Source organism: Pseudorhodoferax sp. LjRoot39 (genome assembly GCF_964253035.1).
In the GTDB taxonomy this organism is placed as follows: domain Bacteria; phylum Pseudomonadota; class Gammaproteobacteria; order Burkholderiales; family Burkholderiaceae_C; genus Pseudorhodoferax.
This window is the reverse complement of the sequence record NZ_CAXUQL020000001.1, coordinates 2,185,066-2,209,523: the sequence shown is the minus strand read 5'-3', so window position 1 is coordinate 2,209,523 and position 24,458 is coordinate 2,185,066. Positions and strand designations below refer to the sequence as shown.

Below are 24,458 nucleotides of genomic sequence, written 5' to 3'. Positions count from 1 at the left end.
GGAGTCGGCCGCAAGGCGCCGCCTGCGACGACGCTCTGGCCGGGCCCCCTTGCGGCCTGCCCGCCTCAGAGGGTGTATCTAAAATGATTTACCCGGCCAGCCTAGTTGCGAGCATACGCGCTTCTGCGAGCCAGACCCAGGCCACAGGCGCCCAGTTGGAGCGGTCATGGTGAGCGATCAGCCTGCGCGCACGCTCGTTCCATGCGTGGGTGCGCTCGACCACCCAGCGCTTGGCTTGCACGACGAAGCCCTTGGCTGGGGCCTCGGGCCACAGTTGCTGCTGCTCGACAACAAACGTGCCCGTCACGCGATTCGAAGGTCTGCGGACGATCTCTACGGCGATGCCATGCGTCTTCTCCAGGTCCATGGCGCACTGACCGCCGTAGGCCGAGTCTGCGTACAGCCTCTTGAGGCCCGTCACCTTGGCGCAGGCTTGGGCCACCACGGATGCGGCCCCGTCGCGATCCTGCACGCTGGCAGCCGTGACGGTCACAGCCAGCAGCAGCCCCAGCGTGTCGACCACCAAGTGGCGCTTGCGGCCCTTGACCTTTTTGCCGGCATCGAAGCCGGTGTCTGCGCCCTGCGGGGTGCTGCGCGTGCTTTGCGAATCGATGATGGCCGCCGTGGGTTCGGGTGCCTTGCCCACGCGGTCGCGCCACTGTTGGCGCAACCGGTCGTGCATGGCCTCGAAGGTGCCGGCGCGTGCCCAGCCGCGAAAGGCCGAGTACACCGCACGCCAAGGCGGAAAGTTGCCGGGCAGCAAGCGCCACGCGCAGCCGGTGCGCACGATGTACATGCAGGCGTTGGCAATGTCGCGGCGCGCGTGCGTGATCGGCTTGCCGCGCCCACCTTCGCGCTCAAACAGGTCATGCACGAGAGCCCACTCGGCATCGGTCAGGTCCGTGTTCATGCCGCCAGGCTTGGCTTGCCGGCGGTGCGCTGTCGTGTAGCCGTAGCGCTGCGGAGCCGAGCCCTGGACCGCCGCACGCGTGCTGGCGCCGCGAGGCGGGCGCACGCGCTTGACTCCCGCCTTCTTCAGCGCCTTGCGAATCGTCGCCGAGCAGACATCGATGCCCGTGTGGCGAACGAACTCGCGGGTGAGCTCATCCATCGACGACTGCGGCATGCGCAGCGCCAGCTCCACCAATGCGCGCAGGTCCTGCGCTTGCAGCAGTGCTGGCCTGCCGGGTTGCTTCTTGCTCGTCCCCGTGTCCACTCGTCACCTCCTGCGCTCCCAGAACCGAGAGGGCGCGCAGGGTATTTTAATTCAGATACACCCTCTCAGCGCCAGCCCAGCGCAGGCGCCACCTCTTTCAAGATCGTCTCGATCACATGCACGTTGTAGTCCACGCCGAGCTGGTTGGGCACCGTCAGCAGCAGCGTGTCGGCCTCGGCGATGGCCTCGTCCTGCGCCAGCTGGCGCACCAGCGTCTCGGGCTCGGCCGCGTAGCTGCGGCCGAAGATGGCCTGCGTCCTGTCGTCGATGAAGCCGATCTGGTCGCCGTCCTGGCCGCTGCGCCCGAAGTACATGCGGTCCATGTCGTTCACCAGCGCGAAGATGCTGCGGCTCACCGACACGCGCGGCGTGCGCGCGTGGCCGGCCTCCTGCCAGGCCGCACGGTAGGCCCGGATCTGCTGGGCCTGCTGCACGTGGAAGGGCTCGCCGGTCTCGTCGTTCTTGAGCGTGGAACTCTGCAGGTGCATGCCCAGCCTGGCGGCCCAGACCGCCGTGGCGTTCGAGCTCGATCCCCACCAGATGCGCTCGCGCAAGCCCGGCGCGTGGGGCTCCACCCGCAGCAGTCCGGGCGGGTTCGGGAACATCGGGCGCGGATTGGGCTGGGCGAAGCCCTCGCCCTTGAGCACGTCCAACAAGACCTCGGTGTGCTGGCGGGCCATGTCGGCTTCGGTCTGGCCCTCGGCCGGAACGTAGCCGAAATGGCGCCAGCCATCGATGACCTGCTCGGGCGAGCCACGGCTGATGCCCAACTGCAGGCGGCCGCCGGCGATGAGGTCGGCGGCGCCTGCATCCTCGGCCATGTAGAGCGGGTTCTCGTAGCGCATGTCGATCACGCCGGTGCCGATCTCGATGCGCCGGGTCTTCGCGCCGATGGCCGCCAGCAGCGGGAACGGCGCGCTGAGCTGGCGCGCGAAATGGTGCACGCGGAAGTAGGCGCCGTCGGCCCCCAGTTCCTCGGCCGCCACGGCCAGCTCGATGGACTGCAGCAGCGCGTCGGCGGCCGAGCGGGTCTGCGATTGGGGTGACGGCGTCCAGTGGCCGAACGAGAGGAATCCGATCTTCTTCATGGAATGCGTTGCGAAAGTCTTGCGGCGGGCCACTATGCCCGCTTTCCAAAGGCACAGCAGGTGCTCATCGGGCCTCGCGTGGGTGTCAGCGGTGCGTCCACACGTTCTCAGGGCACGGGGCAGAGTCCCTCGCCGCAGGCCTGCACCGCCCGGTTGCGGCCCTGGGCCTTGGCCTGCAGCAAAGCCTGGTCGGCCCGGTCGAGCAGTTGCTCCAGCGGCGGCGCCTTGTCTTCCATGCGGAAGATCACGAAGCCGGCCGAGAAGCTGAACGGCAGGCTGCGCCCGTCGCGCAAGCTCAGTGGCTGCTCGGCACGGTGCAGCACGCGCTGCAGGAAGCGCTGCGCGCGCTCGCCGTCGCAGTCGTGCAGCAGCAGGCAGAACTCCTCGCCGCCGTAACGGCCGGCCAGGTCGTTCAAGCGGATGCTGCTGTTCAGCAGCCGCGCCGCGTGGGCGATGACCTTGTCGCCCACCAAGTGGCCATGGGTGTCGTTGATGCGCTTGAAGTGGTCCAGGTCGAGCATCAGCACGGCGAACGCCTCGCCCACGTTGGCCATCTGCAGCGCGGCCTGGGCCTTCTCGAAGAACACACCGCGCGCGTACAGGCCCGTGAGGCTGTCGCGTTGGTAGCTGTGCTGCAGCGCGGTGCGCTGGCGCTCGTGCAGCATGGAGAAGAAGGCCAGCGAGCAGTTGGTGACGAACACCAAGCCCACCACCAGCATGGGGTGGCCGGACCAGGGACCGTGGTGCGTCCAGAGGTCGGCGCCGCTCGACACCGCCCGCAGCATGAAGCTGGCGGCCACCACCAGTAAGGAGGCCAGCACCCAGGTCTCGGGCAGCGCACGCGGGCGCACGCGCAGCTGCGGCAGGAACAGCAACGCGCCGTGCAGCAGCAGCAGCCCCAGGCCTGTGGCAGCGACGGCAGCCAGCACGGCATAGGGCGCCTGCCAGGCCTGCGCACCCAGCAGCGCGGCCATGGTCAGCAGCACCAGGGCCCAGTTCCAGCGGGCCCGGCGCGGCTGGCCGCCCTGCAGCGTGGCAAAGCTCATGCCCATGACGGCCACCGCGCTCAGCACCGCCAGGTTGGGCACCAGGTAGGCGAGCGGACCGGCCAGCCAGGGCCGCGCCAGGTAGCCGGCCGCCGCCACGGCCACGCACGACAGCGCCGCGGCCCACAGGCGCAAGGGCCGCTCGAAGCCCGGCATGCCGCGCGAAGCCCTGACCGCGAACACGGCCGTGAGCACGGCGAACAGCCCCAGGCAGGCGAACAGCGAGCCCGGGGTCAGCCCGGAAGCAGGAAGAAGCGGCAAGGCAGGCCCTGTTCAGGAAATATCTGGTTGCATTCTCGGCCAAGCCCATGCACGCCGGATGAAAACGCCGGGGCAGCGCGGAAAACGCGGTGGGCCGGGCCGTGTGGCGTCAGCTGGCCCAGGGCGCCTGCGCGAAGGCCTGCGCCAGGTGGTCGGTCAGCGCCTGCACGCGCGCCGGCTTGGCGCGGCCCGGCGGCGTCACGATGTGCAGTGCGATCGGGGCGACCTGCCAGGCGGGCATGGCCTGCACGAGCCGGCCCGCGCGCAGGTCTTCCCAGGCCAGGAACTCGGGTTGCAGCGCCAGGCCCAGGCCGGCGCGCAGGGCTGGCACCAGGGCCTCGGCATTGTTCACGCGCAGGGCCGAGGGCACGACCTGGGCGAATTCGCCATCGCGCGCGTGCCGAAAGCGCCAGGCCTCGCCCACGCGCGCATGCACGTAGCGCAGCGCGCGGTGGCCGGCCAGGTCGCGCGGATGGGCCGGCTGGCCATGCTGCGCAAAGTAGGCCGGTGCGCCCACCAGCAGGATGCGCACCGTGCACAGGCGGCGCGCCAGCAGGCTCGAATCGGGCAGGCTGGAAATGCGCAGCGCGAGGTCGAAGCCGTCGGCCACCACGTCGGTCAGCGCGTCGCTGAAGTGCACGTCCAGCGTGACCTCGGGGTGCTGCGCCATGAAGCCCGGCAGCACCGGCCCCAGGTGCGTGACGCCGAAAGACATGGGTGCGGCCACGCGGATCGCGCCACGCAGGCTCTTGGACTGCTCGGTGACCTCGGCCTCCACCGCCTCGCCCTCGGCCAGGATGCGGGCGGCGCGCTCCAGCGCCAACTCGCCGCTGGCCGTGAGCGACATCTTGCGCGAGGTGCGGTGGAACAGCACCACGCGCAGCCGCGTCTCCAGCCGCGTGATGGCCTTGGAGACGGTGGGCTGCGAGACCACCAGGTCGGCCGCCGCCCGCGCGAACGAGCCGGTTTCGGCCACCTTGGCGAAGATCGCCCAGGCCTCCAGGTCAGGCAGCTTGCTCATGGCATTTTTGGAATAGATGGTTTTCCATCTTTTCTATTCTCTTATCAATCAAGGATTTCTACAGTCACTCCATCGCAACACACACGGCAGCCGCCGCAGGAGAAAACACCATGATCGAACGCCGCCCCTTCGCAGAACTCGGTGGAGCCAACCACGGCTGGCTCGACGCCAAGCACCATTTCTCGTTCGCCGATTACCACGACCCGGCCCGCATGCACTGGGGCGCGCTGCGCGTCTGGAACGACGACACCATCGCGCCGAACACCGGCTTCCCGCCGCATGCCCATGCCGACATGGAAATCATCACCTACGTGCGGGAAGGCGCCATCACGCACCAGGACAACATGGGCAACAAGGGCCGCACCGAAGCGGGCGATGTGCAGGTCATGAGCGCCGGCACCGGCGTGCGCCATTCCGAATACAACCAGGAGCCCGGCGTGACCAAGATCTTCCAGATCTGGATCATGCCGGACAGCCGCGGCAAGGCACCCTCCTGGGGCGCCAAGCCCTTCCCCAAGGGCGAGCGCTCGGGCCAGTTCGTGGCCCTGGCCAGCGGGATGGCCGGTGACGAGGACGCACTGCCGATCCGCACCAACGCCCGGGTGCTGGGCGCCACGTTGAAGGCCGGCGAGAGCGCGGAGTACCAGCTCGGCAAGGGCCGGCGCGGCTACCTGGTGCCGGCCAGCGGCACGGTCGAGATCGAGGGCGTGCGCTTCGAAGCGCGCGACGGCGCCGCCATCCGCGACGTGGACACGCTGCGCGTGACCGCCGTGGCCGACGCCGAGCTCGTGCTGGTGGACTCCGCCGCCTGAGCGCCGCGCCGGGCCGCCCCAAGCAAGCTCGCTCCCGCTTGGCGGGACAGGCCGCAGGCCGAAGGGTGCCCCAGTGAGCACATTCGTTCCAGGGACCGCACAAACGGTCTATCCCGCAGGCGGTGACTTCCATCACCATCCGGCGCCGCCTGCCACCTCTTTTTTTCCTTCACCTCCACAGGAGCTTTCACCATGGCCATCACCGCAACCCCCACGCCCGGCGCCAAGCTGTTGAACCCGACCGACCACACGCTGGTCATGATCGACTTCCAGTCGCAGATGGCGTTTGCCACCCATTCCATCGACCCGGTGCAGCTGCGCTCCAATGCCGGCCTGGTGGCCAGCGCTGCCGCTGGCTTCGGCGCCTCCACCATCCTGACGACCGTGGCCGAGAAGAGCTTCTCCGGCCCCATGTTCGACGAGGTCACCGCGCCGTTCCCGGGCCTGCAGCTGCTCGACCGCACCTCGATGAACACCTGGGAAGACGCCGCCGTCATCGCCCGCATCAACGCCATCGGCAAGAGCCGCATCGTGCTGGCCGGCCTGTGGACCAGCGTGTGCATCGTCGGTCCGGCCCTGTCGGCGCTGGACCAGGGCTTCGAGGTCTACGTGATCGCCGACGCCTGCGGCGACATCTCCACCGAGGCCCACAACCGCGCCATGGACCGCATGGTGCAGGCCGGCGCACAGCCCATCACCTCTCTGCAGTACCTGCTGGAAATGCAGCGCGACTGGGCCCGCACCGATACCTACGACATGACGACGGGCATCGCGCGCAAGTTCGGCGGCGGCTACGGCATCGGCATCAACTACGCCCGCGCCATGTTCGGCGCCCATGAGGGTTAGGAATAGGACCACCCCTTTGCCTGGCTCACTGCGTGTAGCCAGTCCATACCCCTCAAGGGGCGCACCCAGCGGCCTGGCAGAGCCAGTTCCGCGGGTGCCCCCGCATGGCCTGCTCCGCGGCCTTCGGAGCAGTGGCATGCGAGCCTTGTTTTGTCCCACGGCGCGCAGCGCCACCATTGAACCGGAGCACACACCATGAGCACCATCGTCACCGCCGACGGCACCGCGATCTTCTACAAGGACTGGGGGCCCAAGGACGCCCAGCCCATCATGTTCCACCACGGCTGGCCGCTGTCATCGGACGACTGGGACGCGCAGATGCTGTTCTTCGTGCAGCAGGGTTTCCGCGTGGTGGCGCACGACCGGCGCGGCCATGGCCGTTCGGCCCAGGTCAGCGAGGGCCATGACATGGACCACTACGCGGCCGACGCCTTCGCGGTGGCCGAGCACCTGGACCTGCGCAATGCGGTGCACGTGGGCCACTCCACGGGCGGTGGCGAGGTGGCGCGCTATGTGGCCAAGCATGGCCAGCCGGCTGGCCGCGTGGCCAAGGCGGTGCTGGTGTCGGCCGTGCCGCCGCTGATGCTCAAGACCGAAGCCAACCCCGAAGGGCTGCCGATGGAGGTCTTCGACGGCTTCCGTGCCGGCACGGCCGGCAACCGCGCACAGACTTTCCTGGACGTGGCGACGGGCCCGTTCTACGGCTTCAACCGGCCCGGCGCGACCGTGCACGAAGGCGTGATCCGCAACTGGTGGCGCCAGGGCATGATGGGCAGCGCCAAGGCGCACTACGACGGCATCAAGGCCTTCTCGGAAACCGACCAGACCGAAGACCTCAAGGCCATCACCGTGCCCACGCTGGTGCTGCATGGCGACGACGACCAGATCGTGCCGATCGCGGACTCCGCGCTCAAGTCGGTCAAGCTGCTGCAGAACGGCACGCTCAAGGTCTATCCGGGCTACTCGCACGGCATGCTGACCGTGAACGCCGACGTGCTGAACGCCGACATCCTCTCCTTCATCCGGGGCTGAACCATGGGCGCTGGCCAAGAATTCGCCGATGTCGTCCTGCGCGGTGGCCGCTTCACCACCCTGGACCGTGCCAATCCGACGGCCAGCGCCGTGGCCATCCGCGGCGGGCGCTTCGCCGCCGTGGGCAGCGACGCCGAGGCCATGGCCCTGGCCGGCCCGGCCACGCGGGTCATCGACCTGCAAGGCCGCGCGGTGCTGCCCGGCCTGATCGACAACCACCTGCACATCATCCGCGGCGGCCTGAACTTCAACCTGGAGCTGCGCTGGGACGGCGTGAAGAGCCTGGCCGACGCCATGGCCATGCTCAAGGCCCAGGTCGCCATCACGCCCGCGCCGCAATGGGTGCGCGTGGTGGGCGGCTTCACCGAGCACCAGTTCGCCGAGAAGCGCCTGCCCACCATCGACGAGCTCAACGCCGTGGCGCCCGACACGCCGGTGTTCCTGCTGCACCTGTACGACCGCGCGCTGCTCAACGGCGCCGCGCTGCGCGCCGTGGGCTATACCCGGGACACCCCCGCCCCACCCGGCGGCGAGATCGTGCGCGACAGCGCCGGCAACCCGACCGGCCTGCTGCTGGCCAAGCCCAACGCGAGCATCCTGTACGCCACGCTGGCCAAAGGCCCCAAGCTGCCCTACGACTACCAGCTCAACTCCACGCGCCACTTCATGCGCGAGCTCAACCGCCTGGGCGTGACGGGCGCGATCGACGCCGGAGGGGGCTTTCAGAACTACCCGGACGACTACGCCGTCATCGAGGAACTGGCCAAGGCCGACCAGCTCACCATCCGCCTGGCCTACAACCTGTTCACGCAAAAGCCCAAGCAGGAGAAGGCCGACTTCCTGAACTGGACCGCCACCTCGCAGTACAAGCAGGGCACGGACTGGTTCCGCCACAACGGCGCGGGCGAGATGCTGGTGTTCTCGGCCGCCGACTTCGAGGACTTCCGCCAGCCGCGGCCCGACATGGCGCCCGAGATGGAGGGCGAGCTCGAAGAGGTGGTGCGCCTGCTGGCGCAGAACCGCTGGCCCTGGCGCCTGCACGCCACCTACGACGAGACCATCGCGCGCGCGCTCGACGTGTTCGAGAAGGTCAATCGCGACGTGCCCCTGGCTGGCCTGAACTGGTTCTTCGACCACTGCGAGACGATTTCCGACCAGAGCATCGACCGCATCGCCGCACTGGGCGGCGGCATCGCCGTGCAGCACCGCATGGCCTACCAGGGCGAGTACTTCGTCGAGCGCTACGGCGCTGGCGCGGCCGAGGCCACGCCGCCGGTCAAGAAGATCCTGGAGAAAGGCGTCAAGGTCTCGGCCGGCACCGACGCCACGCGCGTGGCCTCCTACAACCCCTGGGTGTCGCTGTCCTGGCTCGTGACCGGCAAGACGGTGGGCGGCATGCAGCTCTACCCGCAGCGCAACTGCCTGGACCGCGAGGCCGCATTGCGCATGTGGACCGAGAACGTCACCTGGTTCAGCAACGAGGTGGGCAAGAAGGGCCGCATCGAGGTGGGCCAGTTCGCCGACCTCGTGGTGCCCGACCGCGACTTCTTCGCCTGCCCCGAATCCGACATCGCCGACACCACGGCGCTGCTGACCATGGTGGGTGGCAAGGTGGTCTACGCGGCCGGCGACTTCGCCGCGCACGATGCAGGCGCGCCGCCACCGGCCATGCCCGACTGGTCGCCCGTGCGGCGCTTCGGCGGGTATGGAAACTGGGGCGAACAGGGCGCGCCGCTGCAGGCCACGCTGCAGCAAGCTGCGGCGGCCTGCGCCTGCGCCAACGACTGCAATGTGCACGGCCACCAGCACGCCACGGCCTGGAGCAGCAAGCTGCCGATCAGCGACCTGAAGGGCTTCTGGGGCGCGCTGGGTTGCGCGTGCTGGGCGGTTTGACGGTGGGCTGGGTGGACGGCCTGCGCAGCCTCTTCGTCGCGCCCTGGGTGCACAGCGTGGCGCTGCTGCTGCTGTGCTCGGCCTACCTGCAGGGCGCCTTCGACAAGCTGCGCGACTTCCCTGGCGCAGTGGCCGAGATGCGGCACTTCGGCCTGGCGCCCGCGGCACCGCTGGCTGTGGCCACCATCGTGCTGGAGCTTGCTGCTTCGGCCATGGTGGTGACGGGCCGCTACCGCTGGCTGGGCGCGCTGGCCCTGGCCGGCTTCACGCTGCTGGCAAGCCTGCTGGCCGACCGCTTCTGGGCCCTGCCCGCTGCGCAGCGCCGGCCGGTGGCCAACAGCTTCTTCGAACACTGGGGTCTGGCGGGCGCGTTCCTGCTGGTCGCCTGGCATGACCTGGTCACCACGCCATGAGCAATCCAACGCCGGCCTCCGGCAGCTTCGCGCCGCTGCGCCAACCCGTCTTCGCGGTCCTGTGGGCCGCCACGGTGCTCGGCAACATCGGCAGCTTCATGCGCGACGTGGCCAGCTCGTGGATGGTGACCGAGCTGTCGGCCAGCCCCACAGCCGTGGCGCTGATCCAGACGGCAGCCACGCTGCCGATCTTCCTGCTGGCGATCCCTGCGGGCGTGCTGTCCGACATCCTGGACCGGCGGCGCTTTTTGATCGGCATCCAGATCCTGCTGGCGCTGGTCAGCGGCGCGCTGCTGGTGCTGGCACGCACCGACACGCTGACGGTGGAATACCTGGTGGCGCTGACCTTCGTCGGCGGCATCGGTGCGGCGCTGATGGGGCCGACCTGGCAGTCCATCGTGCCCGAGCTGGTGCCACGGCACGACCTCAAGAACGCGGTGGCGCTGAACTCGCTGGGCATCAACATCGCGCGTGCGCTGGGCCCGGCCGCCGGCGGCCTGCTGCTGGCCAGCTTCGGCGCCGCGGCGGCCTACGGCGCCGACGTGCTGAGCTATGTGTTCGTGATCGCCGCACTGCTGTGGTGGAAGCGCCCACCGGCCGTGGACTCGGGCCTGTCGGAGCAGTTCTTCGGCGCTTTCCGGGCCGGCCTGCGCTATGCCCGCGCCAGCAAGGAGCTGCACGTGGTGCTGCTGCGCGCGGCGGTGTTCTTCCTGTTCGCCAGTGCCGTGTGGGCGCTGCTGCCGCTGGTGGCGCGCAAGATGCTCCAGGGCACGGCCGGCTTCTACGGCGTGATGCTGGGCGCCGTGGGTGCCGGGGCCATCGTGGGCGCACTGGTGATGCCCAAGCTGCGCCGCAAGCTGGACACCGACAGCCTGGTGCTGCTGGCGGCACTGCTGGCCGCAGCCGTGATGGCTGCGCTGTCGGTGGCGCCGCCACAGTGGGTGGCGGTGCTGTTGATGCTGGTGCTGGGCGTGGGCTGGATCATCGCGCTGACCACGCTGAACGGCGTGGCCCAGGCCGTGCTGCCGAACTGGGTGCGCGGGCGCGGCCTGGCCATCTACCTCATGGTGTTCAACGGCGCCATGGCCGGCGGCAGCCTGGCCTGGGGCCTGGTCGCGCAGGAGGTGGGCGTGCCCATGGCGCTGCTGGTCGGCGCCGCCGGCCTGGTGGTCATGGCCTTCATCTTCCACCGCGTGAAGCTGCCGACCGGCGAGGCCGACCTGCAGGCCGCCAACCACTGGCCCGAGCCGATGCTGACCGAGCCCGTGGCGCACGACCGCGGCCCGGTGGTGATCCAGATCGAATACCGCATCCGCAAGCACGACATCCCGGCCTTCCTGCACGCCATGCAGGCGGTGGCGCGCGAACGGCGCCGCGACGGCGCCTACGCCTGGGGCGTGGCCGAGCACACCGGCGAGCCCGAGCGCGTGATCGAGTGGTTCCTGGTCGAGTCCTGGGCCGAGCACCTGCGCCAGCACCACCGCGTGTCCAAGGCCGATGCCGACATGCAGGCCGAGGCCGTGCGCTTCCACATCGGGCCGGACAAGCCGGTCGTGCACCACTTCCTGGCGCTGGATCTCAAGGACGGCAAGGCACCGCAGCACGGCAGCACCGGAGCGGCCCCATGAGCGAAAGCGCTTTGCCGACCCCGGCGCCGCGGGCCGCGGACAAGCCCTTCCTGGCGCGCCTGTCGATCGCCATGTTCGGCATGGTCATGGGCATCGGCGGCCTGTCCAACGCCTGGGCCGCGGCCGCCCGCGTGCTGGGCGTGCCGCTGTGGATCAGCCAGGTGCTGCTGGTCGCCGCGCTGCTGGCCTTCGTCGGCCTGGCCGTCGCGCACCTGGCCAAGCTGGGCTTTTGCTTCGCCGAGGTGGTGGAGGAGTTCGCGCACCCGGTGCGTTCCAGCTTCTTCCCTGCGGTGTCGGTGTCGATGGTGGTGCTGTCGATCGGCGTGCGCCCGTATGCGCTGCCGCTGGCCGAGGGGCTGTGGTGGCTCGGCGCGGCGATGCACTTCGTGCTGGCCGTCACGCTGATCCGGCGCTGGGTCCTGCACGCGCAGGACGAGGGCGTGCTCACGCCGGCCTGGTTCATCCCCGTGGTCGGCAACATCCTGGTGCCGGTGGGCGGCGTGCCGCTGGGCCATGTGGAGATCAGCTGGTTCTTCTTCTCGGTCGGGCTGGTGTTCTGGCTGTCGTTCTTCACCATCGTGCTGCACCGCGTGCTGTTCGTTCCGGTGATGAGCCAGCGCAGCATGCCCACGCTGTTCATCCTGCTGGCGCCGCCCTCCATCGGCCTGTCGGCCTACCTGGCCTTCACGGGTGGACAGGCCGGCGCGCTGGGCGACATCCTGTACTGCCTGGCGCTGTTCATCGCCATCCTGCTGGCCACGCTGTGGCGGCACGTGGCGCGCGGCGCGTTCTTCATGAGCTGGTGGGCGATGACCTTCCCGGCCGACGGCTGGGCCGGCGCCTCGATCGCGTTCTTCCACGCGCGGCCATCGGTCTACACCCACGCCATCGCCTGGGTGGCCCTGGCCATCGCCAGCACCATCGTGGCCTGGATCGCCGGCCGCACGGCGCTGCACATGGCCAGCGGGGCCGCATTCCGCGAAGACTGACGGCGTTCCGTGCGCCGCCGGCCGCTGGCCGAGGTGTCGCGTCCCGGTGTTAACGTGCGCCCCTTTCCACGCAGGAGCGCCGATGGCGGCCGTCACCGATTCGCTGGGCTGCATGGCCGGCAAGCTGCACCACGACCAGGAGCTGGCCTGCGCCGGCATGCGCCTGTACCGCAAGCGCACGGCGGATGCCGCGCTGGGCCAGGTCGCCACGCCGGCCAGCGACCGCGGCTACCTGGTCGGCATCTCGCTGAAGCCGGGGCACAGCCGGCGCATCTTCCACCCCCACCACGCCTCGACGCATGGCTTCGAGACCAGCGCGGTCTACGTGCGCAATTTCGCCGACGACTACCGCGCCGACATGCTCGGTGCCTTCGACTTCGTGCTGCTGGAGATGGCGCCCAGCTTCTTCGCGCGCGCCACCGACGAGCGGCTCGGCCGCCGCGTGACGGGCCTGGAATGCGTGACCGGCCTGCAGGACCCGGTGCTGGCCCATCTGGCGCGCGCCCTGCTGCCCGCGCTGGCACGGCCTGCCGAAGCCAGCGGCCTGTTCGTGGACCAGATGGCCACGGTGATCGGCACACACCTGCTCGAACAGTACGGCGGCGCCACCGCACCGGCCCACGCCAGGCGCCAGGGCCTCTCGCGCGTGCACGAGCGCCGCGCCAAGGAACTGCTGCACAGCCGCCTGCAGGACGACCTGTCGGTGAGCGACATCGCCGATGCCTGCCAGTTGTCGCGCAGCCACTTCATCCGGGCCTTCCGCGCCAGCACGGGCAAGACGCCGCACCAGTGGCTGCAGGCCCAGCGTGTCGAGAAGGCGCAGGGCCTGCTGGCCACCACCCGGATGCCGTTGGCGGAGATCGCCGCGGAGTGCGGCTTTGCCGACCAGAGCCACTTCACCAGGGTGTTCGCGCAGGCCACGGGCGCGACGCCGGGTGCCTGGCGGCGCGAACGCTGCAACGTCGCCCACCGGGACACTGTGGACGCATCGTTCCCGTTCACACGGGTCCCCTGACAAGCCGTTTTTTCACCGAGGCACACGCAGGTCTTGCGTTCCGCGCCCGGGAGGCGGCCTGCGCCTGCGGCCCGCCGGGTCAGGCGGCGCCGACGCCCTCGACGTCTTGATCGCCATGCCGGTGCCACCAGCGCCAGGCGCCAAAGCCCGCCAGGCCCAGCGCCGCCAGGGCGGCCAGCGCCATGCCGGCAGCGGCCAGCCCGTCCAGCAGCGTGCCGAGCTGGCGGCTGAACACCGCGCCCAGCGCCAGATACAGCGCCGACCAGAGCGCGCTGGCCAGCGCGTCGTTGCGCAGGAAACGGCCCGGGGACATGCCAGATGCACCGGCCATGGGTGCAGCGAGGACCGACACGCCCGGCACGAACTTCGCGGCCAGCAGCGCACTGCCGCCGTGGCGGGCCATGAGCGTCTCGCTGCCGACCACGCAGGAGTCGGGCGACAGCGAGAAGCGGCACAGCCAGCCCATGATGCGGTGGCCGTAGCGCCGGCCCGCCAGGTACCACAGCCCGTCGCCGAGCACGTTGGCGACCGTGGCCACGGCCAGCGCCGGGAGCCACAGCGCCAGCAGCCCGCCGGGCGCCGTCACGGCCACGCCGCCCGCCACCACCAGCAGGGGCGCCGCCGGCAGCGGAACCCCGGCCCGCGCGGCCAGCGTCACGGCGAAGACGAGCGCCAGCCCGTACTCGACCATCAGTGACGACAAGGCTTGCATGGGGCGGACTCCGTGGGGCTGAAGAGAAAGGAAAAAGGGAAGAAAGGGCCTCAGGCGGCCGGGTTGCCGCTCACGCAGGCGCACTGCAGCGGCGGGTGGGCCGGCGGCGCGGGAATGGAGGGCTGGCTGCCCGCCCAGGCGATGTTGGCGGCGGTTCCGAGGATGGCGAACGTGAGGACGAGGGTGTTTTTCATGATGGAAGGACTGTAGGCCGCGGGCGCCTGCAGATAAATCCTCCACGGAGCAACACGCTGTTTCCGAAACAGCAAATAAAAGCTTGACCATCCGGGGCAACCCGGATGTCCTGGCACGCGGCCTGCAATAAGGTTGCACCTTCCATTTCAACGGGTGCAACCTACGTGTCCGCACGTGCATGCAGGCGCAAGATGAGTTTGACGACATTGGGCATCAAGGTGGATGAAGTGTTCCGAAGCCGGCTGAAGTCCGCAGCAGAGGCGGTGGGGCGCACTCCGCACTGGTTCATCAAACAGGCCGTGCTGAGCGCGATCGAGAAGGTCGAGGGCGGCGTCGTGCCCGGCCAGCCGGTCGGCGCGGGGGAGCTGGGCACCCCCATGGACGGGTTCGCGCTTCTTGAAGGTGCAACCGAGCACTTCAACGACACCACGACGGTGCAACCGTTCCTGGCGTTTGCCCAGGGGGTGGCACCGCAGTCGGTACGGCGCGCCGCCATCACAGCTGCCTACCGCCGCCCCGAACCCGAATGCCTGCCGCTGCTGCTGGGCCAGGCCCGGCAATCCGCCGCAGCCACCACCAAGGCCGAGGCACTGGCGCGCAAGCTCGTGACCGCGCTGCGCGCGCGCGGCACCGGCGGCGGTGTGGAGGGCCTGCTGCAGGAGTTCTCGCTGTCCAGCCAGGAGGGCGTGGCGCTGATGTGCATGGCCGAGGCGCTGCTGCGCATTCCCGACCGGGCCACGCGCGACGCGCTGATCCGCGACAAGATCAGCCAGGGCGACTGGCAGTCGCACGTGGGCCACTCGCCCTCGCTGTTCGTCAACGCCGCCACCTGGGGCCTGCTGCTGACGGGCAAGCTGGTCGGCACCAGCAGCGAGAAAACGCTGTCGTCCGCGCTGTCGCGGCTGATCGGCAAGGGCGGCGAGCCGCTGATCCGCAAGGGCGTGGACACCGCCATGCGCGTGATGGGCGAGCAGTTCGTGACGGGCGAGACCATCTCCGCGGCGCTGGCCAATGCGCGCAAGCTGGAGGCCAGGGGCTTTCGCTACTCCTACGACATGCTGGGCGAGGCCGCCACCACGGCCGAGGATGCCGCGCGCTACCTGGGGCTGTACGAGCAGGCCATCCACGCCATCGGCCGCGCCAGCGCGGGCCGCGGGATCTACGAGGGCCCGGGCATCTCGGTCAAGCTGTCGGCGCTGCACCCGCGCTACGCCCGTGCCCAGCACGCGCGCGTGATGGGCGAGCTGCTGCCGCGCGTGCGCGAACTGGCGCTGCTGGCGCGCCGCTACGACATCGGCCTGAACATCGACGCCGAGGAGGCCGACCGGCTGGAGCTGTCGCTGGACCTGCTCGAAGCCCTGTGCTTCGATACCGAGCTGCAGGGCTGGGACGGCATCGGCTTCGTGGTGCAGGCCTACCAGAAGCGCTGCCCCTTCGTGATCGACCACCTGGTCGAGCTGGCCCAGCGCAGCGGCCGGCGCCTGATGGTGCGGCTGGTCAAGGGCGCCTACTGGGACAGCGAGATCAAGCGCGCCCAGGTCGACGGGCTGGAGGACTACCCAGTCTTCACGCGCAAGCTGCACACCGACATCTCCTACCTGGCCTGCGCGCGCAAGCTGCTGGCCCAGCCCCAGGCCATCTACCCCCAGTTCGCCACCCACAACGCCTACACGCTGGCCGCCATCTACCAGATGGCCGGCAACAACTACTACCCCGGCCAGTACGAGTTCCAGTGCCTGCACGGCATGGGCGAGCCGCTCTACGAGGAGGTGGTGGGCGCCGTGGCCGACGGCAAGCTGGCGCGGCCCTGCCGCATCTACGCGCCGGTCGGCACGCACGAGACGCTGCTGGCCTACCTGGTGCGCCGCCTGCTGGAGAACGGCGCCAACACCTCCTTCGTGAACCAGATCGCCGACCCGCGCGTGCCCGTGGACGCGCTGGTCGCCGACCCGGTGGCCGCGGCCGAGCGCGCCCAGCCGCTGGGTGCGCCGCACGAGCGCATCCCGCTGCCGCGCGACCTGTTCCAAGGCCGTGCCAACTCCGCCGGGCTGGACCTGTCCAACGAGCAGCGCCTGGCCTCGCTGGCCACCGCGCTGCTGGGCAGCACCGGCCGGGCCTGGCGGGCCGGCCCAACCGGTTGCGACTGGGAGGCCGGGCGCGCCCAGCCCGTGCGCAACCCGGCCGATCGGCGCGACGTGGTTGGCCAGGTGCTCGACGCCAGCGAGGCCCAGGTCGACGCCGCGCTGGCGGCCGCACAGGATGCCGCGCCGATCTGGCAGTCCACCCCGCCGGCCGAACGCGCGCGCTGCCTGGAGCGTGCCGCCGATGCGCTGGAAGCGCAGATGCAGCAGCTGCTGGGCCTGATCGTGCGCGAGGCGGGCAAGACCCTGCCCAACGCCATCGCCGAGGTGCGCGAGGCGGTGGACTTCCTGCGCTACTACGCGGCCCAGGCCCGCGCCGAGCTGGCCGCCGACCCCGAGCTGCTGTCCTTGCCGTTGGGCCCCGTGCTGTGCATCAGCCCCTGGAACTTCCCGCTGGCCATCTTCACGGGCCAGCTGGCCGCGGCGCTGGCGGCCGGCAACGTGGTGCTGGCCAAGCCGGCCGAGCAGACGCCGCTGGTCGCGGCCTGCGCGGTCGAGATCCTGCACGCCGCCGGCGTGCCGCTCGGCGCGCTGCAGCTGCTGCCCGGCGCTGGCGAGACCGTGGGTGCGCGCCTGGTGGCCGACGCCCGCGTGCGCGGCGTGGTGTTCACGGGCTCCACCGAGGTGGCCCGCGGGATCGCGCGCCAGCTGGCCGAGCGCCTGGACGACCACGGCCGCACCATCCCGCTGATCGCCGAGACCGGCGGCCAGAACGCCATGGTGGTCGACTCCTCCGCCCTGCCCGAGCAGGTGGTGCTGGACGTGCTGCAGTCGGCCTACGACTCGGCCGGCCAGCGCTGCTCGGCGCTGCGCCTGCTGTGCCTGCAGGAGGACGTGGCCGGCCGCATGCTGGCCATGCTGCGCGGCGCGCTGCACGAGCTGGCCGTGGGCAACCCGGACCGGCTGGAAACCGACGTGGGCCCGGTCATCGACGAGGCCGCGCGCGAGGCCATCGAGCAGCATGTGGCGGCCATGGCCGCGGCCGGCTGCCGCGTGGAGCGGCTGGCGCTGCCGGCCGCCTGCGCGCAGGGCAGCTTCGTGGCGCCGACCCTGGTCGAGATCGACAGCCCGGCGCGGCTCGAGCGCGAGGTCTTCGGCCCCGTGCTGCACGTGCTGCGCTGGCGGCGCGAGGCCCTGCCCCAGCTCATCGACGCCATCAACGCCACGGGCTACGGCCTGACCTTCGGCCTGCACACGCGCATCGACGAGACCATCGCCCAGGTGACGGCGCGCATCCACGCCGGCAACGTCTACGTGAACCGCAACGTGGTGGGCGCCGTGGTCGGGGTGCAGCCCTTCGGCGGCGAAGGCCTGTCGGGCACCGGCCCCAAGGCCGGCGGCCCGCTCTACCTGCACCGGCTGCTGAGCGCCGGGCCACGCCCCGCGCTGCGCCTGGACGAGCCCACGGTGCTGCCGGGCCCGACCGGCGAGCGCAACCTGTACAGCCTGGCGCCGCGCGGCACGGTGCTCTGCGTGGCGGCCACGCCGGCCGGTGCGCAGGCCCAGTGGGAGGCCGCGCGCGCCACTGGCAACCGCGTGCTGTGGACCGACACGCCGGCCGCCCGCGCGCAGCTCGCGGCACTGCCCGAGGCCGAGCGCGCCCAGGCGCGCGTGCTGGCGGCGGACCAGGCCCTGGCCGCCGACATCCACGCCGCGCTGTTCGAAGGCGACCCCGACGCGCTGCGCGCGCTGAACCGCCAGCTGGCGCAGCGCGACGGCCCCATCCTGTCGGTGCAGGGCCTGGCCAGCGACGAGATCGCCAGCGGCCGTGCCCGCTACGCGCTGGAGCGGCTGGTCGTGGAGCGCGCCGTCAGCACCAACACCGCGGCCGCCGGCGGCAATGCCTCGCTGATGACCATCGGCTGAAGCCCCGCCAGGCCCGCGCAGCACTCACCCGGGCACTGCGGCAGCCGCAGCCCAAGTCCCGATGCCCGCCAGAAACCGGTCGGCAGCCCCGAGTTCGCTGGCCGCGATCCATTCGTCCGGCTGGTGCGCCTGCGCGATGGAGCCCGGACCGCACACCAGCGAAGGGATTCCGGCCTGCGCGAAGAAGCCTGCCTCGGTGCCGAACGCAAGCTCGCCGGGCGGCCAGCGCGCGCCGCAGGTCCTGGCGATGGCCACCGCCGCCCCGTCGGCATGCGCCGCGAGCGCGGGCACGCCGGCGATCTGCGCCATCTCGATGTCCACGCCCGGCGAGAGCACCGCCAGCAGCCTGTCGACCTCGGCCTTCACTGCCGCGGCGCTGGCTTCGTCCGGTGGGCGGAACTCCCACAGCACTTCACAGCACCCGGGCACGATGTTGATGGCCGTTCCGCCACGGATGCAGCCCACGTTGAAGGTGGTGCGATCACCCCGCGTGGACAGCGCACGCCCGAACCTTGCCAACGCCGCGACCAGCCGCGTCGCCGGCTCGATGGCACTGACCCCCGACGCGGGATGGCTGGAATGCGCCGGGCGGCCCCGGAATGTGGTCCGGTGGCCATAGAAGCCCCGATGGGCCAGTCCGATGCGCATCTCGGTCGGCTCGCCGATGATGGCCAGGGCGGGTGGCCGGGCGTGCGCCTGCAGGTCGGCGATCAGGCGCGGAACACCGAGGCAGCCGATTTCCTCGTCGTAGGAGAACGCCAGATGGATCGGGCGGCGCAGATCCTGGCGGCACCAGTGCGGCACGGCGGCCAGACAGGCCGCGATGAACCCCTTCATGTCGGCCGTCCCGCGCCCGGTGAGCCGACCATCGCGCTCGACCAGCGCGAAGGGGTCGGAACCCCAGACCTGGTCGGCGACAGGGACCACGTCGGTATGTCCGGACAGGACCACGCCACCCGCCGCGTCCGAGCCGACCGTGGCGAACAGGTTGGCCTTGGCGCCGTCGTCGCTGTGGATCAGCCGCACCTTCGCCCCGTGCCCATCGAGGTGTGCGGCCATCCAATGGATGAGATCCAGATTGGACCGATGGGATGTCGTGTCGAAAGCGACCAGCGTGCGCAGGATTCCGACCGTGTCCATGGCCGTCAATGCCGCCGTGCCACCGGGGGCAGCGCGGGCGCGGATGCGCGGCCCGCGGGCTGGAAGGTCGTGACGACGAAGCCGAGCAAAATGAGCGCGAAGCCCGCGGCATGGAAGGGCCGCACGGGCTCTCCGAGCACGACGAAGGCCAGCAGCGCGGTGAACAGCGCCACGAGGTGGAACGAGACACCCGTCACCGTCGGGCCGAGCGTCGCGACGCAGCGGCCCCAGAGGATGAAGGCGAACAGCGATGCGAAGACACCGATGTAGAGCACGGCCCCGACCGATGCCGGGTCCGTCGGGATGCGCGCACCGCGTGCCAGTTCGATGGCCCAGAACGGCGCCAGCACCAGCAGGCCCGCCGCCATGGTGGCCGCCAGGAACACCAGCGGGCTGATCCCGGCAGGCTTGCGCCGCAGCAGCACGGAGTAGATGGCGTAGTTGGCGACGGCCACGAGCACCAGCCACTCGCCGCCGTCGAAGCGCAACGCGGCGAGGCTGTCCATGTCGCCGCGCGCCGCGATCCAGGCGATGCCCACGAACGAGATGGCGATGCCGAGCAGCGCCTTCCAGGTGATGCGCTCGACGCCGAGCAGCACCGCCGCGAGCGGCACCATGAGCGGCAAGGTCGAATTGAGGAACGCGACGCTCGCGGCGGGCACGGTCCGCAGGGCCAGGTAGCCGAGTGCGTTGTAACCGGCAATGCCGAAGGCCCCGCAGGCGAGGACCAGCGCCCAGTGCCTGGACAGCAGTTCGCGCTCACGCAGGGCACGGCGCCAGACGAACGGCGCCAACACCACCAGCGCCACGATCCAGCGGCCGACCGCCAGGGAAACCGGCGGGAAGACGGGTCCGAGCGCGCGGCCCAGCACGAGGTTTCCGGCCCAGAAGACGGGCGGGAGCCACAGGAGCCAGACCGGGCGTGCCCACAGGGCGAGGAACGCGGCGCGCATCACGGGCCCTGCAGTCCGATGCGGACCCGGCGGTTGGAACGCCCCTTGTTCTCGATCTTGAGGATCCGGACCGGACGCGAAGCCCCCGTCGACGCCAGGTGCGTCCCCCCGCAGGCCTGTCGGTCCAGGCCCGCGATCTCGACGATGCGGATCAGCCCTTGCGGCGAGGGCGGCGGCGTCACCGACCGGGAACGCAGCAGGCCCGGCTCGGCGTGGGCAGCGCTCATGGACAGGTAGCTCGTCTGGACAGTGAGGTCCTGGGCGACCACGTCGTTCAGTTCCGGCTCCAGGGCGCGCAGGCGGTCGTTGTCCGCATCCGGCAGGTCGAAGTCGATGCGCGCCGTGCCGTCCTCGTTCATCTGCACGCCGGTGACCAGCGCCCCGTCGAAATCCCTGAACACCAGCGCGTTCAGGATGTGCAGGTCGGTGTGCAGTTCCCGCATGCGTTGGCGAAACTCCGGGTCGACCGCGGCCTGGACATCCCCGGCGATCTCGATGCCGCCGCCGACGCCGATCCAGAGCGCACCGCCTTCCTCGGAGAACCCCGTGACCGGGGCCTCTCCCCCCGCCCACCGGATGACGCCCCGGTCCGCGAGCTGCCCGCCGCCGCCGGGATAGAAGGCGTGCCGGGACAGGAGGACCGCGCCGGGCCGGGTCCCGACGACCGTCGCATCCAGTGTCAGGATTTCAGGGTTGTCTTGGCAGAAGAGTCGCGTCATGGAATGCCTTGCTGATGGGACCCAGCATGGCAGGCAGGCGCGAAACGCTATTGGTCAGAATTGAAGGCCTCAGGACCGGCACGCGTTGACATATTGGAGCGGTGTCATGCCGAAGGTGCGCTTGAAGTGCTTGTTCAAGGCGCTTTGGTCGTAGAAGCCGCAGGCCAGCGCCGCCTCGACGACGGACTGGCCTGTCTGCAGCCGGCGCAGCGCGGCCCGCAGGCGCCACTGCGTCAGGTAGGCGTGCGGCGTCAAGCCCATCGTCCGCTTGAACGCGACGATCAGCTGGAACGGGGTCAGACCCGCGGCCATGCCCATCTGCTCCAGCGTCAGATTGTCCGCATAGCCATCGTGCACCAGTTCGAGGACAGGGGCGAGCGCGGCCGCATCCCCTGGCGCTGCGCAGACGCGCCGCGCGGCCTGCCCATGCCGGCGGAGCAGGTCGCCAAAGGTGTGCACGAGCAGTTCGCGCTGCAGCAGCGGATCCTGCGCCGGTCCATCCAGTGCATGGTGGAGCGCCATGAACCGTGTGACGAGGTCCTGGTCGCGCACGACGTTGGATGCGAAGTAGCCGGGTCGATCTGTCCCGAGGGCGCCCAGGATGTCCTGGATGGCCGGCCCGGCCAGATAGAACGACCGGTACCGCCAGCGCGGGCTGGCGCCCATGCGGCCCGAATGCGGCTCCGACGGGTTGAAGACGAGCAAGGCCTGCGGGTGGGCGACATCCGTGCGGCCGCGGCTCTTGAATTCCGAACCGCCGACTTCCGTCACCGCGACGACGAGGGAATCGTGCACGTGGGGCGCGTAGTCGTGCGTCGTGAAGTCCGCCTGCAACAGGTCCATGGCGGGTACGCCAGGCGCATGCCAGTAGCGCGACGTGTTGCGGGGATCCGAGCGGGCCAACCGGCAGGTCCTTTCGTGGGCAGCACGGTGCGCTGCAGCACGGATGGTAGCGCTCACCCCCCCAGGTAGGCCGCCCGCACGCCCTCGTTGGCCAGCATCTCCGCGCCGGTGCCCTGGCTCACGATGCGGCCGTTGGTCAGCAGGTAGGCGCGCGTGCACATCTGCAGCGCGGCATAGGCGTTCTGCTCGACCATGAGCACCGTCGTGCCCTCGCGCCGCACTTCCTGCACGAGTTCGAAGATCATCTCGACGAAGTTGGGCGCCAGGCCCAGCGAGGGCTCGTCGAACATCACCAGGCGCGGGCGCGACATCAGCGCGCGCGCAATCGCCAGCATCTGCTGCTCGCCGCCCGACAGCGTGCCGGCGGCCTGGCCGGCGCGTTCGCGCAGGCGCGGGAATTTGTCGAACATACGCTCCATGTCCTGGCGCATGCGCTGGCGGTCGGTGCGGCGGTAGCCGCCCATCTCCAGGTTCTCGCGCACCGTGAGCTGCGGGAACACGCGCCGGCCTTCGGGGCAGTGCGCGATGCCGCGGTCGATGATCTGCGCCGGCATGGCGCCCGAGATGCGGTGGCCGTCGAAGTGGATGCTGCCGCCGGCCAGCGGCTCCAGCCCGCTGATGGCGCGCAGCGTGGTCGACTTGCCGGCGCCGTTGGCGCCGATCAGCGTGACCAGTTCGCCCTCCTGCACCTCGAGCGTGATGCGGTCCACGCCCAGGGTGGCGCCGTAGCGCACGGAGACTTGTTCAAGCTTGAGCATGCTGCAGCCCCGATCCGAGGTAGGCGCGAATGACTTCCGGGTCCTGCTGGATGGCCTGGGGGCCGCCCGTGGCGATGAGCTTGCCGTGGTTGAGCACGACGATGTGGTCCGAGATGGACATCACCATGTGCATGTCGTGCTCCACCAGCAGCACGGTGACGCCGCTGTCGCGGATGCGGCGCACCATCTGCTTGAAGGCCTCGGTCTCCGACGGGTTCAGGCCCGCGGCCGGCTCGTCCAGCAGCAGCACGCGCGGCTGCGCGGCCAGCGCCAGGCCCACACCCAGCAGCCGCTGGTCGCCGTACGAGAGGTTGCTGGCCAGCTCGTCGGCGCGCGACTGCAGGCCGAGAAAGCCCAGCATGGCGTGCGCCTGTTCGCGCAGCTGGTCTTCCTCGCGCTGGAAACCCGCGCCGCGCAGCAGCGCCTGCAGCACGCCGCTCGATCCGCGCAGGTGCAGGCCCGTGAGGATGTTGTCGAACACCGTGCAGCCCGCGAACACGCTGGTGCGCTGGAAGCTGCGCACCAGGCCGCGCTGGGCGATGCGGTCGGGCGACTGGCCCGTCACGTCCTCGCCGAACAGGAAGACACGGCCGGCGGTCGGCCGCATGTAGCCCGAGATGGCGTTGAAGGTGGTGGTCTTGCCGGCGCCGTTGGGGCCGATCAGGCTCACGATCTGGCCGGCCTCGACGGCGAAGCTCAGCTGGTCGACCGCGCGCAGGCCGGCGATCTGGATGGTGACGCCTTCCAGGCGCAGCACTTCGCTCACGTCGCCTCCCCTGCCACGGCCGCGCGCGGCGCCGCCGCCTTGGCCGCCGGCCGCCTGCGGAACAGGCCGGCGAGCGCCGGCACGATGCCGCGCGGCATGAACACCAGGATCACCACCATCAGCGCGCCGTACAGCATCCACTGCACCTCGGGCCGCAGCGTGCCGCGCAGCAGCTCGGGCAGGAGGCCGAACAGCAGCCCACCTACCACCGGCCCGGCCAGCGTGCCCTTGCCGCCGACGATGACCATGATCACCATGGTGATCGTGAACATGAACATGAACACGTCGGGGTCGATGATGCGCACGGTGTGCGCGTAGAGCCCGCCCGCGGCACCTGCGATGGCGGCGGCACCGACTGCGGCGATGCGCAGGTAGTGCGTGACGGGCACGCCGATGGAGCGCGCCAGCGTCTCGTTCTCGCGCAGCGCCACCATGGCGCGGCCGGTGCGGCTGTGCACCAGCGCGGCCACGATGAGCCAAGCCAGCACGGCCACGGCCAGCACCAGCCAGTAGGTCTGCGCCTTGGTCACGAGGTCGAGCGTGCCGCCGGGCGTCCACAGCGTGAGCGGCGGGATGTTGTTGAGCGCCATCGGCCCCTCGGTCAGGTCGACCCAGTTGGTGGCGACCATGCGCATGACCTGCGCGAAGCTGATGGTCACGATCACGAAGTAGGCGCCGCGCACGCGGAAGGCCAGCTTGCCGACCAGCCAGCCGAACAGGCCGGCCACGACGATGCCGCTCGTGAACGCCAGCCACACCGGCTTGGGCGCGATGACCAGCGGATCGTCCAGACCGGGCAGCGACACGTCGAAGCCCAGCGACAGCAGCGCGCTGGTGTAGGCGCCGATGCCGAAGAAGGCCACATGGCCCAGGCTCAGCTGGCCGGTGTAGCCCAGCAGCAGGTTCAGGCTGATGGCCGCGACGATGAAGATGCCGGCCGAGCCGACGACCGACAGCACATACGGGTCGGGCCACCAGAACGGCAGGCCGGCGAGCACCAGCACGCTGGCGAGGAACAGGAGGGTGGAAGGTTTCATGGCTCTCA

22 protein-coding genes are annotated in these 24,458 nt (G+C 70.4%); 9 read left to right on the top strand and 13 right to left on the bottom strand.

Going from position 1 to position 24,458, the window contains the following annotated elements:
• Positions 1–88 precede the first annotated feature (88 nt).
• The 4 genes from ACSQ4M_RS10475 to ACSQ4M_RS10460 form a co-directional block, all read right to left on the bottom strand.
• A complete protein-coding gene (locus ACSQ4M_RS10475) occupies positions 89–1,216 on the bottom strand; it encodes an IS5 family transposase (protein ID WP_436189471.1) in 1,128 nt (375 codons plus the stop codon).
• Between the two features lie 65 nt (positions 1,217–1,281).
• Positions 1,282–2,304, bottom strand: coding sequence for an LLM class flavin-dependent oxidoreductase (locus ACSQ4M_RS10470; protein WP_436189470.1), 1,023 nt, complete (start codon positions 2,302–2,304; stop codon positions 1,282–1,284).
• A 107-nt stretch (positions 2,305–2,411) separates the two neighbouring features.
• On the bottom strand, positions 2,412–3,611 hold the full coding sequence (locus ACSQ4M_RS10465; protein WP_436189469.1) for a diguanylate cyclase domain-containing protein: 1,200 nt from the start codon (positions 3,609–3,611) through the stop codon (positions 2,412–2,414).
• 109 nt (positions 3,612–3,720) lie between these two features.
• A complete protein-coding gene (locus tag ACSQ4M_RS10460) occupies positions 3,721–4,632 on the bottom strand; it encodes a LysR family transcriptional regulator (protein WP_436189468.1) in 912 nt (303 codons plus the stop codon).
• Between the two features lie 110 nt (positions 4,633–4,742).
• On the opposite strand from ACSQ4M_RS10460, the gene ACSQ4M_RS10455 reads away from it, so the two are divergent.
• The 8 genes from ACSQ4M_RS10455 to ACSQ4M_RS10420 all read left to right on the top strand — a co-directional run bounded on the left by ACSQ4M_RS10455 (position 4,743) and on the right by ACSQ4M_RS10420 (position 13,260).
• On the top strand, positions 4,743–5,444 hold the full coding sequence (locus ACSQ4M_RS10455) for a pirin family protein (protein ID WP_436189467.1): 702 nt from the start codon (positions 4,743–4,745) through the stop codon (positions 5,442–5,444).
• A 192-nt stretch (positions 5,445–5,636) separates the two neighbouring features.
• On the top strand, positions 5,637–6,290 hold the full coding sequence (locus tag ACSQ4M_RS10450; protein WP_436189466.1) for an isochorismatase family protein: 654 nt from the start codon (positions 5,637–5,639) through the stop codon (positions 6,288–6,290).
• A 195-nt stretch (positions 6,291–6,485) separates the two neighbouring features.
• A complete protein-coding gene (locus tag ACSQ4M_RS10445; RefSeq protein WP_436189465.1) occupies positions 6,486–7,322 on the top strand; it encodes an alpha/beta fold hydrolase in 837 nt (278 codons plus the stop codon).
• Positions 7,323–7,325: 3 nt separating this feature from the next.
• On the top strand, positions 7,326–9,215 hold the full coding sequence (locus ACSQ4M_RS10440; RefSeq protein WP_436189464.1) for an amidohydrolase: 1,890 nt from the start codon (positions 7,326–7,328) through the stop codon (positions 9,213–9,215).
• Positions 9,200–9,628 carry a DoxX family protein gene (locus tag ACSQ4M_RS10435; protein ID WP_436189463.1) on the top strand — a complete coding sequence of 143 codons (429 nt, stop codon included), beginning with the start codon at positions 9,200–9,202 and terminating at the stop codon, positions 9,626–9,628. The genes ACSQ4M_RS10440 and ACSQ4M_RS10435 overlap by 16 nt, the downstream gene beginning before the upstream one ends.
• Positions 9,625–11,256 carry an MFS transporter gene (locus tag ACSQ4M_RS10430; RefSeq protein WP_436189462.1) on the top strand — a complete coding sequence of 544 codons (1,632 nt, stop codon included), beginning with the start codon at positions 9,625–9,627 and terminating at the stop codon, positions 11,254–11,256. The genes ACSQ4M_RS10435 and ACSQ4M_RS10430 overlap by 4 nt, the downstream gene beginning before the upstream one ends.
• Complete coding sequence (locus ACSQ4M_RS10425; protein WP_436189461.1) at positions 11,253–12,245, top strand: SLAC1 anion channel family protein; 993 nt, start codon at positions 11,253–11,255, stop codon at positions 12,243–12,245. Before ACSQ4M_RS10430 ends, ACSQ4M_RS10425 begins: the two co-directional genes overlap by 4 nt.
• Positions 12,246–12,327: 82 nt before the next feature.
• Positions 12,328–13,260: an AraC family transcriptional regulator gene (locus ACSQ4M_RS10420; protein WP_436189460.1), complete on the top strand. Its 933-nt coding sequence runs from the start codon at positions 12,328–12,330 to the stop codon at positions 13,258–13,260.
• Positions 13,261–13,339: 79 nt separating this feature from the next.
• On the opposite strand, the gene ACSQ4M_RS10415 is transcribed toward ACSQ4M_RS10420, so the two are convergent.
• Both ACSQ4M_RS10415 and ACSQ4M_RS10410 read right to left on the bottom strand, forming a co-directional pair.
• Positions 13,340–13,972: a DedA family protein gene (locus tag ACSQ4M_RS10415; RefSeq protein ID WP_436189459.1), complete on the bottom strand. Its 633-nt coding sequence runs from the start codon at positions 13,970–13,972 to the stop codon at positions 13,340–13,342.
• 50 nt (positions 13,973–14,022) lie between these two features.
• Complete coding sequence (locus ACSQ4M_RS10410) at positions 14,023–14,166, bottom strand: hypothetical protein (RefSeq protein ID WP_436189458.1); 144 nt, start codon at positions 14,164–14,166, stop codon at positions 14,023–14,025.
• Positions 14,167–14,358: 192 nt separating this feature from the next.
• On the opposite strand from ACSQ4M_RS10410, the gene putA reads away from it, so the two are divergent.
• Positions 14,359–18,174 (top strand): trifunctional transcriptional regulator/proline dehydrogenase/L-glutamate gamma-semialdehyde dehydrogenase, encoded by a 3,816-nt coding sequence (putA, locus tag ACSQ4M_RS10405; protein WP_436189457.1) that lies wholly within the window; start codon positions 14,359–14,361, stop codon positions 18,172–18,174.
• Positions 18,175–18,198: 24 nt separating this feature from the next.
• Here putA and argE read toward each other — a convergent pair whose 3' ends face one another.
• From argE to ACSQ4M_RS10370, 7 genes are all read right to left on the bottom strand, one after another.
• A complete protein-coding gene (argE, locus tag ACSQ4M_RS10400) occupies positions 18,199–19,314 on the bottom strand; it encodes an acetylornithine deacetylase (protein ID WP_436189456.1) in 1,116 nt (371 codons plus the stop codon).
• 5 nt (positions 19,315–19,319) lie between these two features.
• The gene (locus ACSQ4M_RS10395) at positions 19,320–20,267 is read right to left on the bottom strand and encodes a DMT family transporter (protein ID WP_436189455.1); all 948 of its coding nucleotides are present in this window, start codon (positions 20,265–20,267) and stop codon (positions 19,320–19,322) included.
• On the bottom strand, positions 20,267–20,986 hold the full coding sequence (locus ACSQ4M_RS10390; protein WP_436189454.1) for an alanyl-tRNA editing protein: 720 nt from the start codon (positions 20,984–20,986) through the stop codon (positions 20,267–20,269). Before ACSQ4M_RS10390 ends, ACSQ4M_RS10395 begins: the two co-directional genes overlap by 1 nt.
• Positions 20,987–21,055: 69 nt before the next feature.
• Positions 21,056–21,889, bottom strand: coding sequence for an AraC family transcriptional regulator (locus ACSQ4M_RS10385; RefSeq protein ID WP_436189453.1), 834 nt, complete (start codon positions 21,887–21,889; stop codon positions 21,056–21,058).
• Positions 21,890–21,942: 53 nt separating this feature from the next.
• On the bottom strand, positions 21,943–22,647 hold the full coding sequence (locus ACSQ4M_RS10380) for an ABC transporter ATP-binding protein (protein ID WP_436189452.1): 705 nt from the start codon (positions 22,645–22,647) through the stop codon (positions 21,943–21,945).
• Positions 22,634–23,413 (bottom strand): ABC transporter ATP-binding protein, encoded by a 780-nt coding sequence (locus ACSQ4M_RS10375; RefSeq protein ID WP_436189451.1) that lies wholly within the window; start codon positions 23,411–23,413, stop codon positions 22,634–22,636. The genes ACSQ4M_RS10380 and ACSQ4M_RS10375 overlap by 14 nt, the downstream gene beginning before the upstream one ends.
• A complete protein-coding gene (locus tag ACSQ4M_RS10370; RefSeq protein WP_436189450.1) occupies positions 23,410–24,450 on the bottom strand; it encodes a branched-chain amino acid ABC transporter permease in 1,041 nt (346 codons plus the stop codon). Before ACSQ4M_RS10370 ends, ACSQ4M_RS10375 begins: the two co-directional genes overlap by 4 nt.
• Between the last annotated feature and the right edge of the window lie 8 nt (positions 24,451–24,458).